Origin of the sequence: Pseudophaeobacter sp., assembly GCF_039971195.1 — a bacterium.
Lineage (GTDB): Bacteria > Pseudomonadota > Alphaproteobacteria > Rhodobacterales > Rhodobacteraceae > Pseudophaeobacter.
In genome coordinates this window covers 22,768-39,890 of sequence record NZ_JBDWPJ010000140.1, presented here as the reverse complement: position 1 = coordinate 39,890, position 17,123 = coordinate 22,768, and the positions used below count along the sequence as shown (strand labels likewise).

Below are 17,123 nucleotides of genomic sequence, written 5' to 3'. Positions count from 1 at the left end.
CCGTGACATAGGCAGAGCCGCCGCGCTGATAGTGCCTGTATGCGGTGCGGATATTGCGCACCGTTGCGTGTTCGGCCTTGAGCAGTCCGACCTCGCCGATGACACCCGCCAGCGAACGCACCGCATAGGCTCCGCGGGAATAACCCATCAGGTAGATCCGGTCGCCGGGGCGATAGCGCGAAGCCAGGTAGCCATAGGCGCGACGGATCTGCCGGTTGATGCCACGGCCCAAAACCACATCCGGCGCGCTTCCCCATCCGGTCCATTGCACGCCGGCTTCATAAAAAACCGAGACCTCAGCCCCCTGCTCCAGGCACATCTGATAGAGCCTGCCCGCATGGGTTTCATGGCCGGGTTCCAGGGTCGACATGGTGCCATCGAGAATGATCACATGGGCCTGCGGCCCCCGCAGCTTGGCCTCACCGGAATGCTCCGAGCGCAAAGGGCGCCCGAGCCATCCCAGAAGGTGTTTACTAAGCTGCTTCAGTACCATCCCTTAAGGCTTCCCATAGTTTCAACGGTGTGAACGGCATGTCCACCTGCCGCAATCCCCGCTCCCAGGTGGCATCCTGGACCGCATTGGCCAGCGCCGCCAGGGCGCCAACCGTGCCTGCTTCTCCACAGCCCTTCATCCCCATCGGGTTCTGGGTCGAAGGCACCGGCTCAGAGGTAAACCCAATCATGGGGACGTCAGCGGCACGCGGCAAGGCATAGTCCATAAACGTTGCCGTGAGCAGCTGGCCTTCCTCGTCATAGACCACATGCTCCATCATCGCCTGACCAAGCCCCTGAACAACCCCGCCATGCACCTGACCTTCGGCCAGCATCGGATTGATAAGGTTGCCAAAATCATCAACAACCGTATAGCGCTCTACTGCACAGCTGCCGGTCTCGGGGTCGATCACAACTTCCGCGATATGGGCGCCGTTTGGAAACGAGCGTCCCGGCAGTTGCGCCCGCGCCGCGTGACGCAGCAAATCAAGCCGTCCCTGCGCGCGGGCCATCTCTGCGGCCTCCAGCATGGAAGGCGTCAGATTGGAGCCCGGCGCCCGGAAGGTCTCGCCATCAAAATTCACCGCCTCTTCCTCGACGCCCATTTCCTGCGCCAGGAAGGGTGTGAATGCGGCAACCATCACATCCACCGTTGCCAGGGTGGCATTGGCCTGGGTGGTCACCGAACGCGACCCCCCCGTGCCGCCGCCCTTGGCAATGCGGTCACTATCGCCCTGGATGGTGGTGATCATCTCAGCTGGAATCCCCGTCTGGTCCGCAAGGAACTGCGCATAGACAGTTTCATGCCCCTGCCCGTTGCTCTGCGTTCCGACGTAGATATTCACCCTTCCATCCTCCAGAAACTCGACTTCCGCCCCCTCTGAAGGATCGCCCAAAATACTTTCGATATAGTAACACAGGCCAAGGCCGCGCAGTTTGCCCGTCGCGGCATCCGCTGCGCGACGAGCGGCAAAGCCCTCGGTATCGGCCTCTTCCATAGCGCGCGACAGGATCATGCCAAAATCGCCAACGTCGTAGCTTTCACCAGTCACGGTGGCATAGGGGAAATTGGCCGGAGCAATGAAATTGCGGCGGTGCAGTTCAAAGGGATCGACGCCCATATCGCGTGCGGCGTGGTCCATCACCCGCTCCAGCACATAGATCGCCTCGGGACGGCCAGCGCCGCGATAGGCATCCACCTGGGTGGTATTGGTATAGATGCCCTCCACCTGCAGCCAGGCGGTTTTGATATCATAGACCCCGGCCAGAACCCGGCTGAACAGCTGGGTCTGGATCGGCTGGCCAAACTGCGAATTATAGGCCCCAAGATTGCAGCGGGTCTGCACCCGGTAGGCGGTTATCTTGAGGTCCTCGTCAAAGGCAAGTTCCGCCAGGGAGGTGAGATCGCGGCCGCCATTATCGCTCAGCATCGCCTCGGTGCGGTCCGACATCCAGAACACTGGTTTTTTCAGCGCACGGGCTGCATGGGCGACTACAAAATACTCCGGATAGGTCATCGCCTTCATGCCAAAGCCACCGCCCACATCAGGTGTCACCACATGCACGGCCTCTTCGTCCAGCGCCAGTTTGGCTGCCAGCTGACTTTTGGCGCCCCAGACGCCCTGGCCACCATAGGTGAAATGCAAGCGCTCCTGTTCCCAGGTGGCAAAACAACCCCTTGGCTCCATCGCGTTGACGATGATCCTATTGTCCTCCACCTGCAACGAGACAGTATGGGCCGCTACGTCAAAGGCGGCGTTGGTTGCCGCCTCATCGCCCATGCCCCAGTCAAAAGCGCTGTTGGTTGGCGCCTCCGGGTGCAGCGGCTCACCGCCAGCGTTCAGATCCAGCTTTACCGGCAGATCCTCAATATCCAACTCAATGAGCTCGCCTGCATCGCGGGCCTGATCCAGGGTCTCGGCAATCACCACCGCAATCGGTTCGCCGACAAAACGCACCCGCCCGTTGGCCAGCATATGGCGTTCCGGCGCGGCGCCGTCACTCTCGTCGCGGTTTTTCACCACGGTGAAATCCATGGTGGTGGTCATGCCAGCCGCCTGCAGATCCGCCAAAGTGAGCACCATCTGCACACCCTCGGCGGCGCGGGCCTCTTGCAGATCCAGGGTAGAGATCACCCCATGGGCCACCGGGCTGCGCAGAACCCAGGCCCGCAGGGCGCCTTCGGGGGCGCAGTCTTCGATGTAACGTCCATGTCCGGTCAGGAACCGAACATCCTCGACCCGTTTGACCGGCTGACTTTTTCCAAATTTTTTCATGCTCGCCCCCTGTTCGCGCTGGCTGATGCTTTCAGGGGGACATTAGCCTCAGGGGCGCGCTTGTCCAGAGAGCTCGATCACCGTCGCCACGTCAGAAAGTCCGTAGCCGTTGAACTGCGTGCTCATGGCAGAGGAATAGGCGCCCAGTCCGGGGAACAAAACAAAGTCGCCGCTCTGGGTATCTTCGGGCAGCGGCAATCCATCCGGCAACCGGTCCAGACTGTCACAGGTGGGGCCAAAAACCACCCGTGGGCGGCGTGGTGCCGCCCGGTGCTGGCCAGAGGCATTCACCACCTCGACCCTGCCCGGAAGCCCCATATCGCGGATATCAACCAGCCCGCCGTAGATGCCATCATTGAGAAAGACAACTTCGCCACCTTTGCGCATCGCCTTGATCCGCGCCGCCAGGGTGAAGCTTTCCGAGACCATCGCCCGACCAGGCTCACAGATCAGCTGCGGATGGTCGGGGCCAAAGGCCTCGACGACCGCACCGTTGATGGCGGCAAAGACCCGCTCCAGATCCGGGGCCTGACCATCACGATTGGCCGCAAAGCCACCGCCGACATTGAGCCGCACGATGGGCACGCCTGCGGCGTCAACGATGCGTTTGGCTGCATGGATATAGGCAACCCAGGCCGCCGCGTCCTCGCATTGGGTACCGGGGTGGAAACACAGGGCGGGCGTCCAGCCCTCAGCTGCGACCCGTTGCAGCAGCTCAACCGCCTCTTCCGGAGCCGCACCAAATTTGCTGCCAAAATCGTAAGCAGCGCCCTCCACTGGCAGGGCAAAACGCACGGCGATTTCCTTCTCACGGGGTACCCCAGAAAGCTTATCCAGCTCCGACAGCTCATCGACCGACCAGCTGGCCACATCATGGGCAATGCCCGCGTCAATCTCGGCTGCTGAGCGCACCGGGTTGTTGTAATGCATCATCGCATCTGGGCTGGCCAGCCGCACCGCCTGCATTTCCGCCGGCGAGGCCACATCAAAGGCGGAAATCCCCGCCGCCACCAGATTGGAGAGTACTGCCTGGTGCGGGTTGGCCTTCACCGCATAGGTGACCAACCCGTCAAACCCCGCCTGAAACCGCTCTGCCACCTGATGCAAAACCCGGGGCGAAAAATACAGGATCGGCTGATCCGGATTATGCCGTGCCAGGTGGGTTTCGGGGTCAAGCCAGAGCGGTGGGATCTGCTGCATAGGGTAAAGCCTCATGTGTTTTGCTTATTTTCCGGCGTTTTACCGTCGATTTCCCCCGGCATTTTGACTAAAGTGACGAAAAACATCGGCACATAAGAGGTCGCGGCATGAAATCCGACGAAACTGACCAGCAGCTTTTGACCCTGTTGCGGGAAAACGCCCGCCGACCCGTGGCCGATCTCGCCCGTGCATTGGGGCTGGCCCGCACCACCGTGCAGGCCCGGATCGAGCGGCTGGAAACCTCTGGCGTCATCGAAGGCTATACCCTGCGGGCCTCGGCTGCAGCGCGGCCACCGTTGCAGGCCACGGTGCTTATCTCGATCGAGCCGCGCTCCGGTCCCGAGGTGCTGTCGCGGCTGCGTAGCCTGTCGGGTGTTGAGGTGGTGCATACCACATCCGGGCGCTTTGATCTTTTGGCCCAGGTGGTTGCGCAAAGCACCACCGAGCTGGACGAGACCATTGATCGCATCGGGGAAGCGCGTGGCGTGCGCTCCTCCGAGAGCCTGATCCATCTGGCGACAAAACTGGACCGAACCGCCTAGGCACAGCCTACGTCACCGACCATTTTACCGCCAATCCCAGCGATACCTTTCCCTTTGCGCCCCCATTCGCTATTGGAGGCGCAACCCCGAATTCAACCGACGCAGGACGACCCTCATGGCACTGGACAAGACATTCGACGCGGCCGAAGCAGAAAGCCGCCTTTACAAAGCCTGGGAAGAGGCTGGCTGCTTTAAGGCTGGCGCCAATGCCAAGCCCGAGGCCTCGACCTATTGCATCATGATCCCACCGCCCAATGTCACCGGCGTTCTGCACATGGGCCATGCCTTCAACAACACGCTGCAGGATATCCTGATCCGTTGGAAGCGCATGCAGGGCTTTGACACCCTCTGGCAGCCCGGTACCGATCACGCCGGTATTGCGACCCAGATGGTGGTGGAGCGCGAGCTGGCCAAGGATGGCAAGAAGCGCACAGACTTTAGCCGCCCTGATTTCCTCGCCAAGATCTGGGAGTGGAAAGAGCAGTCTGGTGGCACCATCATCAACCAGCTGAAACGCCTTGGTGCGTCGTGTGATTTTGACCGCACCGCCTTCACCATGGCAGGCGCCCATGGCGACACCCGCACCGGCCACGAGAACTCGCCCAACTTCCACGATGCCGTGATCAAGGTCTTTGTGGAGATGTACAACAAGGGTCTGATCTATCGCGGCAAGCGTCTGGTCAACTGGGACCCGCATTTTGAGACCGCGATCTCGGACCTCGAAGTCGAGAACATCGAGACCCCCGGCCATATGTGGCACTTCAAATACCCGCTGGCGGGTGGCGCGACCTATGAGTACGTCGAGAAAGATGAAGACGGCAATGTCACGCTGAGTGAAACCCGCGACTACATCTCCATCGCTACGACACGTCCCGAAACCATGCTGGGTGACGGCGCGGTTGCGGTGCACCCGTCGGATGAGCGTTACGCGCCCATCGTTGGTATGCTCTGTGAAATCCCGGTTGGCCCCAAGGCGCAGCGCCGCCTGATTCCGATCATCACAGATGAATACCCCGACAAGGACTTTGGCTCGGGCGCGGTGAAAATCACCGGCGCCCATGATTTCAATGACTATCAGGTCGCCAAGCGCGGCGGCATTCCGATGTACAACCTGATGGACACCAAGGCCAATATGCGCGCTGATGGCGCGCCCTATGTCGCGGAGGCCACCGCCGCCCAGGCGATTGCCAATGGCGAACAGGAGTTCACCGAGGCCAGCATCGCCGCAATGAACCTGGTGCCGGAAGAATACCGTGGCCTCAGCCGCGAAGACGCCCGCAAAGCCGTGATCGCTGACATCACCGCCGAAGGTCTGGCAGTATTGGTCACCGAGACCACAAAGGTCAAAGACGACGAGGGCAACGAGACTGAGGTGACAACCTCTGTGCCCTATGTTGAGAGCAAACCGATCATGCAGCCCTTTGGGGATCGCTCCAAGGTGGTGATCGAGCCGATGCTGACCGACCAGTGGTTTGTTGAGACCGACAAGATCGTTGGCCCAGCCCTGGACGCGGTGAAAGACGGCACCGTCAAGATCCTGCCCGAAAGCGGCGAGAAGACCTATTACCACTGGCTGGAAAACATCGAGCCCTGGTGCATCTCGCGCCAGCTGTGGTGGGGCCACCAGATTCCGGTTTGGTACGGGCCGGAGCTTTCTGAGGCTGGTTTCAAATCTGCCGATCAGCCTTTCACCGACAACAAAAAGGCATTCTGTGCCTCAAATGCCGAGGATGCTTTTGCGCAAGCTGCCGAGTATTACGGAACTCAGGTCCGTTTGGCTCATCGTGGAGATGACGAGGCAGAAGATACTTGGGCGATTAACAAAGATGGCTCTTGGGATGGTGTGATCTACCTGGAACGCGACCCCGACGTGCTGGACACCTGGTTCTCCTCAGGTCTCTGGCCGATTGGCACACTGGGCTGGCCGGAATGGTCTGAGGAGACCTCGAAATACTTCCCGACCTCGACCCTGGTGACCGGACAGGACATCCTGTTCTTCTGGGTGGCGCGGATGATGATGATGCAGATGGCGGTTCTGGACCCCGACCTCCCCGTCGAGCAGCGCATCCCATTCGACACCGTCTATCTGCATGGGCTGGTGCGCGATGCCAAGGGCAAGAAGATGTCCAAATCCACCGGCAACGTGGTGGATCCGCTGGAAATCATCGATGAGTACGGCGCCGATGCGCTGCGCTTTACCAATGCTTCCATGGCATCCTTGGGCGGCGTGCTGAAACTGGATATGCAGCGTATCTCCGGCTACCGGAACTTTGGCACCAAACTGTGGAACGCAGTGAACTTTGCCAATTTCAACGAGGTCTATGACGAAACTAAACCCGGCTACTCCTGCCCCGAGGCCAAGGCTGCGGTGAACCAGTGGATCATTGGTGAGACTGCCAAGGTCCGCGTTGAGGTGGATGCAGCCCTTGAGGCTTACCGCTTCAACGATGCCGCGCTGTCGCTTTATGCCTTTGTCTGGGGCAAGGTCTGTGACTGGTATATCGAACTCTCCAAGCCGCTGTTTGGCTCAGAGGATGAGGCGGTAATTGCCGAGACCCGCCAGACCTTGGGCTGGGTGCTGGATCAATGCATGGTGCTTTTGCACCCGATCATGCCCTTCATCACCGAAGAGCTTTGGGGCAAGACAGCCAAGCGCGACACTATGCTGGTGCATGAAGACTGGCCGACCTATGGTCCTGAGCTGGTCAATGAGGCGGCCGATACGGAAATGACCTGGGTCATCACATGCATCGAGAACATCCGCTCGGCCCGGGCGCAGATGAATGTGCCGGCAGGCTCCAAGATTCCGATGCTGGTCACCCAGTTCGACGATGCCGCCCGCGCCGCCTGGGAGGCCAATGAGGCTATGATCAAAAAGCTCGCCCGTGTGGTGAGCCTGGATCAGGTGGAAAGCTTCCCCAAAGGCTGCGCCTCAGTTGCCGCCCCCGGTGCCAGCTTTGGCCTGCCGCTGGCCGACATCATCGATGTCGATGCGGAAAAGGCGCGTCTGGAAAAGAACCTGGGCAAACTGGCCAAGGAATTGGGCGGGCTGCGTGGCCGGCTCAAGAACCCCAAATTTGTCGCCTCGGCGCCGGATGAGGTGGTGGCAGAGGCCCGCGAGAACCTCGCCCTTCGCGAAGAAGAGGAAGCCAAGCTGAAAGACGCCCTGTCGCGTCTGCAGGAAATCGGCTAGGCTCCCCTGCCCCTTTTGGTCAAATGATTGCAAAACGCCCGCCCCTGAGCGGGCGTTTTTCGTGGCCTGATCCCTGATTTTTCTGTTAATCTGCGCTCACTTCACCCGCTTAGGGGGAAAATGACTGACAGCTCACCATTGTGTTTGCATTGGTTCTGTATCAGCTTGTTACAAAGTACATGAGGGAGAAGCGGAGATGGCAAAAGGCTATTGGGTGGCGCATGTCGATGTCGAGGATCTGGAGCGCTACAAGGACTATATTGCCGCCAATGCGGCCCCCTTTGCCGACTATGGCGCGCGCTTTCTGGTGCGCGGCGGCGCCAAGGAAGTCCGCGAAGGCGCCATGCGCGCTCGCACCGTGGTGATCGAGTTCAAGGATTTTGCCACCGCCAAGGCCTGCTATGATTCTGTTGCCTATCAAGACGCCAAAGCCCTGCGAGATCCGGTCTCGACCGGGGATATGGAAATTGTCGAAGGCTACGATGGCTAAGACCTGGCTCTGCGCGTCTGGCCTTTCTGACGCGCGCGCCTGACGGGCCTCCGGGTCCAAAGGAAAATTGCAACCTGCGGCCCCTGCTGGTTCCCGCCCTGCAGATGGCCCATCCATAAACGGAGTATCTTTGGCATGCTCAAAAAGTTTTTTCAGGCCTTTCGGCCCACTGACACCCCCGCATTGCCGGATCCGGATGCCGAATTGGCATTGGGTGCCTTGCTGGTGCGGGTGGCGCAGTCGGATCGCGAGTATAAAGTCGAAGAGATCAGCTTGATTGATCGCATCCTGGCGCGGCTTTATCAGCATGATGCGCTGGAGGCCGCCAAAGTGCGCGCCACCTGCGAAAAACTGCATTCCGCCGCGCCCGAGACCGATACTTTTGGCCGCTTGATCCGCGAAACCACCGGGCTGGATGAACGGCTCGCGGCATTGGATGCGCTCTGGGAGGTGGTTCTGGCCGACCACAATGAGCACGAGGGCGAAGTCCGTATTTTGGAAGAGGCCTATAAGGCCATGGGACTGTCCTTTGCGGACAATGAGGCTGCCCGCGCCAAGGCGCTGGCCAAGCTCGCGGCAAGCCTAGAGGACGAATGATGTTTAAAGAGATTTTGAACCGCTTATTGGCTCCGGCACCGGAACCGTTGACGGATGACGGCGCCCGCCTGGCATTGACCGCGCTTTTGGTGCGCATTGCCCGCTCGGATCACAACTATTCCGAAGTGGAAAAGGACCGCATCGACCGCATCATCCGCAGCCGGTTCAACCAGGATATTGGCGGCGCCATCATCCTGCGCGAACAGGCCGAGGCGATGGAGGCCGAAGCCCCCGACACGGTGCGCTTTACCCGCGCCATCAAAGAGGCCGTCGCCTATGACGACCGCATTGGCGTTGTCGAAGCCCTGTGGCAGGTGGTCATGGCGGATGGTCACCGGGATGATGGCGAGGATGCGCTGATGCGACTCTCCTCCAATCTGTTGGGGGTCAGTGACGTCGACAGCGCCAAGGCCCGCAGACGGGTGGAGGCCGCTACATGATCGCCTATCTGGGCATGTATGATCGCCCCGAAACGGCCGCTGCCAATGATCAACTCTGGTCTGCGATTCGCAAGAACCTGGAACAGGGCCCCGAGACCCTGAACCGCAACATAGATCCCTGGACTGCCTGGCAATCCCCCAACCTGATGCTGGCGCAGACCTGTGGCTGCCCCTTTCGCACCCGGCTTTATGGCGAGGTAGAGCTGATTGGCACCCCGGATTATGGCCTGCCTGACTGCGCCCCCGGGTTTTACCGCAGTGTCTTTGTAGTCAAAAAATCAGAAGCCCAGCCAAGGTTGGAACAGTTTGATCGCGCCAGCTTTGCCTATAATGACGCGCTGTCACAATCCGGCTGGGCTGCCCCGCTCATACACATGCAGGATCTTGGTATTCTGCCCGGCGAACTGATTGAAACCGGCGGCCACCAGGCCTCTGCACAGGCTGTCGCAGAAGGCCATGCTGATTTTGCCGCGCTGGACATGCTGTCCTGGGCTCTGATCCTGGAGCATGATGATTTTGCCAGTGATCTGACCGTGATCGAACGCACCGTCGCCACCCCCGGCCTGCCTTTTATTACCTCCCTGAAACAGGATCCGGCGCAGCTTTTTATTGCAGTAAAATCCGCCATTGAGGCGCTGGACACCGAGAGCCGCGAGGCTTTGCATCTCAAAGGATTTCTCCATATTCCCACCAGCGATTACCTGGCCGTCCCAACCCCGCCCGGCCCCGTGCTTACTGGTCTCAAGATCAAGGCACGCACCTAACCCGCACGGCCTTCCGATTTGCCTGTTTTTCACCCCCCTTTGCCAAGTTCCCGCCAAATCCGCCCGGTTTTAACATTGCATTCAGACATTTTTTCAGTCCAATTAGTGCAAGTTTTTCACAACTGGGCGAAATCGCTTTGACCAATCCGGCACCTGTACTCGAAATCCGCGACCTGCATAAATCCTATGGGGAGTTGGAAGTAATCAAAGGTGTCAATATCACCGCAAACCGCGGCGACGTTGTTTCGTTGATTGGGTCCTCGGGATCCGGAAAATCCACCCTGCTGCGTTGCTGTAACCTTTTGGAAAACAGTCAGGAAGGCGAAATCCTCTTTAAGAGTGAACCGATTTCCTGGACCGGACAGGGGTTGCAGCGTCGCCCGAGTGACGCCAAGCAGGTCCTGCGTATCCGCACCAATCTGTCGATGGTGTTCCAGCAGTTCAATCTTTGGGCCCATATGACGATTCTGCAGAACGTCATGGAGGCCCCCGTCACCGTGCTGAAACGAGAGCCCGGTGAGGTCGAATCTGCCGCCCGCAAATACCTCGATAAGGTTGGTATTGGCGACAAATGTGACGCCTACCCGGCTCAGCTGTCTGGGGGCCAGCAACAGCGCGCCGCAATTGCCCGCGCGCTCTGTATGGAGCCCGAAGCACTGTTGTTTGACGAACCAACTTCTGCCCTCGATCCCGAACTGGAACAGGAAGTTGTCAAAGTAATCAAGGATCTGGCCGCCGAAGGTCGGACCATGATGATTGTGACCCACGATATGAATCTGGCCGCCGATGTCTCTGACCAGGTTGTGTTCCTGCACCAGGGCCTAGTCGAAGAACAAGGCAGTGCCGACGAGGTCTTTGGCAATACGCAATCTGACCGGTTGCGTGCCTTCCTGTCGCCGACGCGGCACATGCGCAAGTCCTGAACGATCCTTCATCGGGGCCAGACCCTGGCCCTGGTGACCAAAAGAAGAAACCAACAACCAAAAATACAAACTGGGAGTACTAAAATGAAGTCACTTATTCTTAGCACTGCAGCGCTGGCCCTCTCCGCTGGCATGGGTCTGGCCGATACTGTCCGTCTGGGCACCGAGGGCGCCTACCCTCCCTACAACTTCCTCAACGACAATGGCGAAGTTGACGGTTTTGAGCGCGAGCTGGGCGATGAGCTGTGCAAACGCGCTGAACTGACCTGTGAGTGGGTCACCAATGACTGGGATTCGATCATTCCAAACCTGGTGTCCGGCAACTACGACGCTATCATCGCCGGCATGTCGATCACCGCAGAGCGCGAAGAAGTTGTTGACTTCACCCAGGGCTACACCCCTCCATCGCCTTCTGCCTACGCGGCCCTGTCGGCTGATGTGGACCTCAAAGGCGGCGTGATCGCAGCCCAGACCGCCACCATCCAGTCCAGCCATGTTGTCGACACCGGTGCCACCCTGGTGGAATACCCCACCCCGGATGAAACACTGGCAGCCGTACGCGCTGGCGAAGCCGATGCGGTTATCGCAGACAAAGACTACCTGGAGCCCGAAGTCGAAGCCTCCGATCTGATCTTTGTTGGCGACGATGTGCCTCTCGGCGGTGGTATCGGCATGGCCTTCCGCGAAAGCGATGACGAGGTTCGCGCCAAGTTCGACGCGGCCATCACTTCGATGAAAGAAGACGGCAGCCTGAACACGCTGATCGAAAAATGGGAAGTTGGCGGCACCTGGTAAGCCCCCCTCCTAAAACACGCTTCTGATAAAGGGGGGCATCAGCCTCCCTTTTCACATTCTCGGCACTGGGAACATACTTAGCCCTGTGCTGATCCAGACGATGAGGTCCGCCATCTTCTCCTTCTGCTCTGACCCGTCCACTCTTGAGACCTTTCAGTGGATGAGCTGCTATCTCACCACCGGAAAGCACATGGCTTTCTACGTCTCCTTTGGAACTGTGCTTTTGCTTCTGGCCTTTGCCGCCCCTTCGGCCATGCTGTTTGGTTTTGGCGGCGCCATGGCGGCGCGGGCACGCTTTGCGCCACTCAGCTGGCTGGGCCGGGGCTATATCGCGGTGGTGCGGGGTGTTCCAGACATCGCCTTTTTCCTCTTCTTTGTCATCGCCCTAGACCAGGGCATCGAATATCTACGCCACAAGGTGAAATGCCCGGATTGGGATCAACCCATTCGTCAGGGCAGCGATTTTATTGTCTGCGATATTGCCAAGATGCCGCTGGGAGATTCTGCGCAATGGGTGCATGAGACCTATGGGTTTGCCCTGGCAGTCCTGACCTTTGCCATCGTGTTTGGCGCCTTTGCCGCCAATGTGCTGTTTGGCGCCATGCAGGCCGTGCCTCATACGCAGATCGAAACCGCCGAGGCCTATGGGCTCAGCCACCGGCAGACCTTCTGGCGCATCCTGGTGCCACAAATGTGGACCTATGCATTGCCAGGCCTGTCCAACCTTTGGATGGTGCTGATCAAGGCCACGCCCTTGTTGTTTCTGCTGGGTGTCGAAGACATCGTCTATTGGGCCCGCGAGTTGGGCGGGTCAAAAACCGCCAAGTTCACCGCCTATCCGCACACCGATTGGCGGATGTGGTATTTCCTGGGGCTTTTGGTCTTCTACCTTTTGTTCACCTATGTCTCTGAGCGAGTGCTGGACCGTATCTCGGCCCGCTTGTCCCACGGCCAGGCCACCGTCAGTGGTGAAGCGCAAAGGAATGCGTCATGAGCTGTATTCAAACCATCCAGGACTATGCTTTCCGCTCCTTTGGCTACGGCGAACGCCTGCTGCCGCGCAGTGACTTCACCCTTTGTGAGCAGTTTACCCTGATCGGCTCTGGCCTGCTGTGGAACATCTATTTTGGCATCATCGCAGTTGCTGTTGGTTTTGTGCTGGCGACCCTCTTGGCTGTGGGCAAAAACGCCCAATCCCGCTGGGCGCGAAAGCCAGCCGAGTGGTTTATCTTCCTATTCCGCGGCTCGCCGCTGTTCATCCAGTTCTTCTTTGCCTATTTCCTGTTTTTGAAGCTCAAAAGCGTTTCCAGCCTGTTTGACCCACTATCTTCGGCCTGGGCCGGAGCGCTGATCGTCTTGTTCCTCAACACTGCCGCCTATTCCGCTGACATCTTTTATGGCGCCCTGCGGTCGTTGCCCAAGGGCGATATTGAGGCGGCCGATGCCTATGGGCTATCTGGTTGGTCGCGGTTTCGCCGGATTTCCTGGCCAACCATGCTGCGGCTGGCCTGGCCCGCCTATACCAACGAGGCGATTTTTCTGTTCCATGCGACCACGCTGGTGTTTTTCTCCGGTTTTCCGGCCTGGCAACAGAAGGGCGATGCGCTCTACTACGCAAACTATTTTGCGGATAAGACCTTCAACCCCTTCATCCCCTACCCGATCCTGGCCTTCTACTTCATTCTGTTGACCCTGGTGATCATCTCGCTTTTTGGCATGGTCAATACCCGGCTGAACCGGCACCTGCCGCAGAACCAACGCGCCAAGATGAAGATCAAGCTGAACCTGATCCGCTAAAAGATCAAAATCATCGCAATGAAATGGCTCCTTCAGGAGCCATTTTTTATGGCGCTTTCTGCTGGGTTGCGCCCCGAGGCCAAACTTTTGATCAAATTCTCTTGGCTCATGCAGTTTCCTGCACTACAACTGTGGTACCACCTTGTCAGGAGCCCCTCATGGATCTGTCCACGCTGAAAACCATCCGCATTGCTGCCTGTGATGTGAACGGCCAGATGCGCGGCAAACGTATGCCTGCGGCCCTGGCCAGCAAACTCGGCGATGGCTCCGCCCGGATGCCGCTTTCCACTCTCAACGTGGATATCTGGGGCCGCGATGTTGAAGACAGCCCGCTGGTGTTTGAAACCGGCGATGCCGACGGGATTTTGAAGCCCAGCAATCGGGGTCCGGTGCCAATGCCCTGGCTCGACAGCCCTTCGGCGCTGGTGCCAATGGTGATGGAGACCGAAGACGGCGCGCCATTCCTAGGCGACCCCCGTCAAGTTCTGTCTCAGGTGCTGGACCGCTATGCGGCGCGTGGCTGGAAGGTCATGGCCGCCACTGAAATGGAATTCAATCTGGTGGATGACAGCGGCGCCCAGCCAGGGCCGCCGGCGCATCCCCATACAGGGCGCAAACTGGCACAGCAATCGGTGCTTTCGGTCGAAGAACTGGACGCTTTTGACGCCTTCTTCACCGATCTTTATGACGGCGCCGAAGCGATGGGCGTTCCGGCTCAATCGGCCATTTCCGAGGCCGGTCTGGGGCAGTTTGAAATTAACCTGAACCACCAGGAGGCGCTGCGCGCCGCCGATGATGCCTGGCTGTTTAAGGCGCTGGTCAAAGGGCTTGCGCGCAAACACGGGCTAGCAGCAACCTTCATGGCCAAACCCTATGCCGAGGAAGCCGGCAATGGCATGCATGTGCATTTCTCAGTGGTGGACGAGGCCGGGAACAACGTCTTTGACGACGGCAGCGAGACTGGATCAGAGCTCCTGCTGCAGGCAGTCGCAGGTTGCCTCGCGGCGATGCCTGCCAGTACCCTGATCTTTGCCCCGCATGGCAATTCCTATGATCGTCTGGTGCCTGGTGCCCATGCCCCGACCGGGGCGGCTTGGGCCTATGAAAACCGCACCGCCGCGATCCGCATTCCCGGTGGCAGCCCCAAGGCCCGGCGCATCGAACACCGCACCGCCGGGGGTGATATCAACCCCTATCTGATGCTCTCAGTTGTGCTCGGTGCCGCCATGCTGGGCATCGAGGACAGGATGGAGCCACCCGCGGCCTCCAGCGGCAATATCTACGACATCGCGGATCTGCCGCAACTGGCCAGCGACTGGGAAAGTGCCATCACCCTGTTTGAGGACAGCCTACTGATGGGCCGGATCCTGCCGCAGATGATGATCCGAAACCTCGCCATGACCAAGCGCCAAGAGGCTGCCGGCTTTGCTACACTGCCGTCAGATGAACATTGGCTCAGCTGGTTGGAAGCGGTATGAACGCTACAAGCCCCGAGGCGCTGCCTCAGCCTATCCCCTTTTGATCAAATCTGGTGACTCATGAAAATTGGCATCCTGCAAACCGGCCACGCGCCCGAAGATCTCATCCAGGCCTCTGGCGATTATGATCAGATGTTTTGCGATCTGCTGGCGGGGCACGGGTTTGAGTTTGAAACCTTTGCGGTTGTCGATGGTCTTTTCCCCAAGGATGCTGAAGCCGCGGATGGCTGGATCATCACCGGTTCGCGCCATGGTGCCTATGAGCCGCATGACTGGATTCCGCCGCTCGAAGAGCTGATCCGAGCTATCCATACGAAACAGCAGCCCCTCGCCGGGATTTGCTTTGGCCATCAGATCATCGCTCAGGCTCTGGGCGGCAAGGTGGCAAAATTTGACGGTGGCTGGGCCGTGGGCCATGTGACCTATGAACAGGATGGCAAGCCTGTGACGCTGAATGCCTGGCATCAGGATCAAGTGATCGAGCGCCCCGCCGAGGCCCGTGTCCTGGCCGGGAATGATTTTTGTGAAAACGGCATCCTGGCCTATGGCGATCATATCTGGACCCTGCAACCGCACCCCGAGTTCAGTAATGAATTCACTGGCGGGCTGATCGACAAGCGCGGTCGCGGCGTGGTGCCGGACGCCATTCTGGATCGGGCCAGCCAGCATCTTGATACGCCGGTAGATTCCCCCAATATCGCAACCTTCCTCGCAGAGTTTATGAAGAAAGAGAGGACCTGATGTCATCCTGGATTGACGCGCTCCCCGAAGCCGCCCGCAGCTACCTGGAGGGCCGTCGTCTCGACGAAGTTGAATGCGTTATCTCGGACCTCCCCGGTATCGCCCGGGGTAAGGCGGTGCCGGCATCCAAGTTCTCCAAGCAGGATTTCTTTCACCTGCCTGACAGCATCTTTTATCAGACCATCACCGGCGATTGGGCCGAGGCGGCGGATGAGGATGGCTGGATCGAAAAGGACATGACCCTGCATCCGGATATGTCCACCGCCACCGCCGCTCCCTGGACCGGGGACTGGACCCTGCAGGTGATCCACGACGCCTTTGATCGCAATGGTGAACCTATCCCCTATAGCCCGCGCAATGTGCTGAAACGGGTGGTGCAGCTCTATCACGACAGGGGCTGGGATCCGGTTGTCGCGCCTGAGATGGAGTTCTTTCTGGTGGCGCGCAATATCGATCCCGCCAAGAAGATCGAACCGATGATGGGGCGCTCTGGACGCCCGGCTGCGGCGCGTCAGGCCTATTCGATGACGGCAGTGGATGAATTTGGCCCGGTTATCGACGATATCTATGATTTTGCCGAGGCTCAGGGGTTTGAGATTGATGGCATCACCCAGGAGGGCGGCGCAGGTCAGTTGGAGATCAACCTGTTGCATGGCGACCCGGTCAAGCTGGCGGATGAGGTGTTTTACTTCAAACGGCTGATCCGCGAGGCGGCGCTGCGCCACGATTGTTTTGCCACTTTCATGGCCAAGCCGATCGAGAATGAGCCGGGATCTGCGATGCATATCCACCACTCGGTGCTGGATCGCAAGACCGGCAAGAATATCTTCTCTGCCGAGGATGGATCAGAAACCGAAGCGTTTTTCCACTTTATTGCCGGGCTACAGAACCATCTGCCCGCAGGCATTGCGGTGATGGCGCCCTATGTGAACTCCTACCGACGCTATGTCAAAGACCACGCCGCACCGATCAATCTGGAATGGGCGCGTGACAACCGCACCACCGGCATTCGCATCCCGCTCTCCGGCCCCGAAGCGCGACGGGTGGAAAACCGCATCGCCGGTATGGATTGCAACCCCTATCTCGGCATCGCCGTCTCGCTGGCCTGTGGCTACTTGGGCCTGATTGAGAAACAGCAGCCCGACAAGCAGTTCAAGGGCGATGCCTATGAGGGCGAAGGCGATATTCCCCCAGTGATGGGCAGCGCCCTGGATCTGTTTGAGGCGGCAACGGAGCTGCATGAGGTGCTGGGGCCGGATTTTGCCCGGGTCTATAGCATCGTCAAGCGGGCGGAATATGAGGAGTTCCTGCAGGTGATCTCTCCCTGGGAGCGCGAACATCTGTTGATGAACGTCTAAGGCTTGCCAAAAGCTCTGGCCTGGCACTGGGGTGCTG

The 17,123-nt window shown here is 59.1% G+C and carries 16 protein-coding genes; 13 read left to right on the top strand and 3 right to left on the bottom strand.

Annotated features, from left to right (window positions below):
• The 3 genes from ABJP42_RS12345 to ABJP42_RS12335 form a co-directional block, all read right to left on the bottom strand.
• The coding region (locus tag ABJP42_RS12345; protein ID WP_348340761.1) for a phospholipase effector Tle1 domain-containing protein at positions 1-493 on the bottom strand (493 nt) is incomplete at its 3' end.
• Positions 474-2,768 carry a xanthine dehydrogenase family protein molybdopterin-binding subunit gene (locus ABJP42_RS12340; protein ID WP_348340758.1) on the bottom strand — a complete coding sequence of 765 codons (2,295 nt, stop codon included), beginning with the start codon at positions 2,766-2,768 and terminating at the stop codon, positions 474-476. The genes ABJP42_RS12340 and ABJP42_RS12345, both read right to left, overlap by 20 nt.
• Positions 2,769-2,816: 48 nt before the next feature.
• On the bottom strand, positions 2,817-3,968 hold the full coding sequence (locus tag ABJP42_RS12335; RefSeq protein WP_348340756.1) for a type III PLP-dependent enzyme: 1,152 nt from the start codon (positions 3,966-3,968) through the stop codon (positions 2,817-2,819).
• Between the two features lie 107 nt (positions 3,969-4,075).
• Between ABJP42_RS12335 and ABJP42_RS12330 the strand changes: the two genes are divergently transcribed.
• From ABJP42_RS12330 to ABJP42_RS12270, 13 genes are all read left to right on the top strand, one after another.
• On the top strand, positions 4,076-4,510 hold the full coding sequence (locus ABJP42_RS12330) for an Lrp/AsnC family transcriptional regulator (RefSeq protein ID WP_348340753.1): 435 nt from the start codon (positions 4,076-4,078) through the stop codon (positions 4,508-4,510).
• 115 nt (positions 4,511-4,625) lie between these two features.
• A complete protein-coding gene (locus tag ABJP42_RS12325) occupies positions 4,626-7,703 on the top strand; it encodes a valine--tRNA ligase (RefSeq protein ID WP_348340751.1) in 3,078 nt (1,025 codons plus the stop codon).
• A 196-nt stretch (positions 7,704-7,899) separates the two neighbouring features.
• On the top strand, positions 7,900-8,193 hold the full coding sequence (locus ABJP42_RS12320) for a DUF1330 domain-containing protein (protein ID WP_348340749.1): 294 nt from the start codon (positions 7,900-7,902) through the stop codon (positions 8,191-8,193).
• Positions 8,194-8,328: 135 nt separating this feature from the next.
• Positions 8,329-8,790 (top strand): tellurite resistance TerB family protein, encoded by a 462-nt coding sequence (locus ABJP42_RS12315; protein ID WP_348340747.1) that lies wholly within the window; start codon positions 8,329-8,331, stop codon positions 8,788-8,790.
• Positions 8,790-9,230, top strand: a complete 441-nt coding sequence (locus ABJP42_RS12310) for a tellurite resistance TerB family protein (RefSeq protein WP_348340745.1) — start codon at positions 8,790-8,792, stop codon at positions 9,228-9,230. Before ABJP42_RS12315 ends, ABJP42_RS12310 begins: the two co-directional genes overlap by 1 nt.
• Positions 9,227-9,994, top strand: coding sequence for a phosphate/phosphite/phosphonate ABC transporter substrate-binding protein (locus ABJP42_RS12305; RefSeq protein WP_348340743.1), 768 nt, complete (start codon positions 9,227-9,229; stop codon positions 9,992-9,994). Before ABJP42_RS12310 ends, ABJP42_RS12305 begins: the two co-directional genes overlap by 4 nt.
• A 137-nt stretch (positions 9,995-10,131) precedes the next feature.
• Entirely contained in the window at positions 10,132-10,917 is a 786-nt protein-coding gene (locus ABJP42_RS12300) for an ABC transporter ATP-binding protein (protein WP_348340741.1), read from the top strand.
• Positions 10,918-11,001: 84 nt separating this feature from the next.
• The gene (locus ABJP42_RS12295) at positions 11,002-11,712 is read left to right on the top strand and encodes a transporter substrate-binding domain-containing protein (protein WP_348340739.1); all 711 of its coding nucleotides are present in this window, start codon (positions 11,002-11,004) and stop codon (positions 11,710-11,712) included.
• A gap of 112 nt (positions 11,713-11,824) precedes the next feature.
• Entirely contained in the window at positions 11,825-12,706 is an 882-nt protein-coding gene (locus ABJP42_RS12290) for an ABC transporter permease (protein ID WP_348340763.1), read from the top strand.
• Positions 12,703-13,509, top strand: coding sequence for an ABC transporter permease (locus ABJP42_RS12285; RefSeq protein WP_348340737.1), 807 nt, complete (start codon positions 12,703-12,705; stop codon positions 13,507-13,509). Before ABJP42_RS12290 ends, ABJP42_RS12285 begins: the two co-directional genes overlap by 4 nt.
• 158 nt (positions 13,510-13,667) lie before the next feature.
• A complete protein-coding gene (locus ABJP42_RS12280) occupies positions 13,668-14,987 on the top strand; it encodes a glutamine synthetase family protein (protein WP_348340735.1) in 1,320 nt (439 codons plus the stop codon).
• Between the two features lie 60 nt (positions 14,988-15,047).
• The gene (locus tag ABJP42_RS12275) at positions 15,048-15,728 is read left to right on the top strand and encodes a type 1 glutamine amidotransferase (RefSeq protein ID WP_348340734.1); all 681 of its coding nucleotides are present in this window, start codon (positions 15,048-15,050) and stop codon (positions 15,726-15,728) included.
• Positions 15,728-17,086 carry a glutamine synthetase family protein gene (locus tag ABJP42_RS12270; RefSeq protein WP_348340733.1) on the top strand — a complete coding sequence of 453 codons (1,359 nt, stop codon included), beginning with the start codon at positions 15,728-15,730 and terminating at the stop codon, positions 17,084-17,086. Before ABJP42_RS12275 ends, ABJP42_RS12270 begins: the two co-directional genes overlap by 1 nt.
• Positions 17,087-17,123: the final 37 nt, after the last annotated feature.

Bases quoted from the DNA above. Each gene is read 5' to 3' on its own strand.
- ABJP42_RS12340 (WP_348340758.1), bottom strand. From the start codon at position 2,768: ATGAAAAAATTTGGAAAAAGTCAGCCGGTCAAACGGGTCGAGGATGTT.
- ABJP42_RS12335 (WP_348340756.1), bottom strand. From the start codon at position 3,968: ATGCAGCAGATCCCACCGCTCTGGCTTGACCCCGAAACCCACCTGGCA.
- ABJP42_RS12330 (WP_348340753.1), top strand. From the start codon at position 4,076: ATGAAATCCGACGAAACTGACCAGCAGCTTTTGACCCTGTTGCGGGAA.
- ABJP42_RS12325 (WP_348340751.1), top strand. From the start codon at position 4,626: ATGGCACTGGACAAGACATTCGACGCGGCCGAAGCAGAAAGCCGCCTT.
- ABJP42_RS12320 (WP_348340749.1), top strand. From the start codon at position 7,900: ATGGCAAAAGGCTATTGGGTGGCGCATGTCGATGTCGAGGATCTGGAG.
- ABJP42_RS12315 (WP_348340747.1), top strand. From the start codon at position 8,329: ATGCTCAAAAAGTTTTTTCAGGCCTTTCGGCCCACTGACACCCCCGCA.
- ABJP42_RS12310 (WP_348340745.1), top strand. From the start codon at position 8,790: ATGTTTAAAGAGATTTTGAACCGCTTATTGGCTCCGGCACCGGAACCG.
- ABJP42_RS12305 (WP_348340743.1), top strand. From the start codon at position 9,227: ATGATCGCCTATCTGGGCATGTATGATCGCCCCGAAACGGCCGCTGCC.
- ABJP42_RS12295 (WP_348340739.1), top strand. From the start codon at position 11,002: ATGAAGTCACTTATTCTTAGCACTGCAGCGCTGGCCCTCTCCGCTGGC.
- ABJP42_RS12285 (WP_348340737.1), top strand. From the start codon at position 12,703: ATGAGCTGTATTCAAACCATCCAGGACTATGCTTTCCGCTCCTTTGGC.
- ABJP42_RS12280 (WP_348340735.1), top strand. From the start codon at position 13,668: ATGGATCTGTCCACGCTGAAAACCATCCGCATTGCTGCCTGTGATGTG.
- ABJP42_RS12275 (WP_348340734.1), top strand. From the start codon at position 15,048: ATGAAAATTGGCATCCTGCAAACCGGCCACGCGCCCGAAGATCTCATC.
- ABJP42_RS12270 (WP_348340733.1), top strand. From the start codon at position 15,728: ATGTCATCCTGGATTGACGCGCTCCCCGAAGCCGCCCGCAGCTACCTG.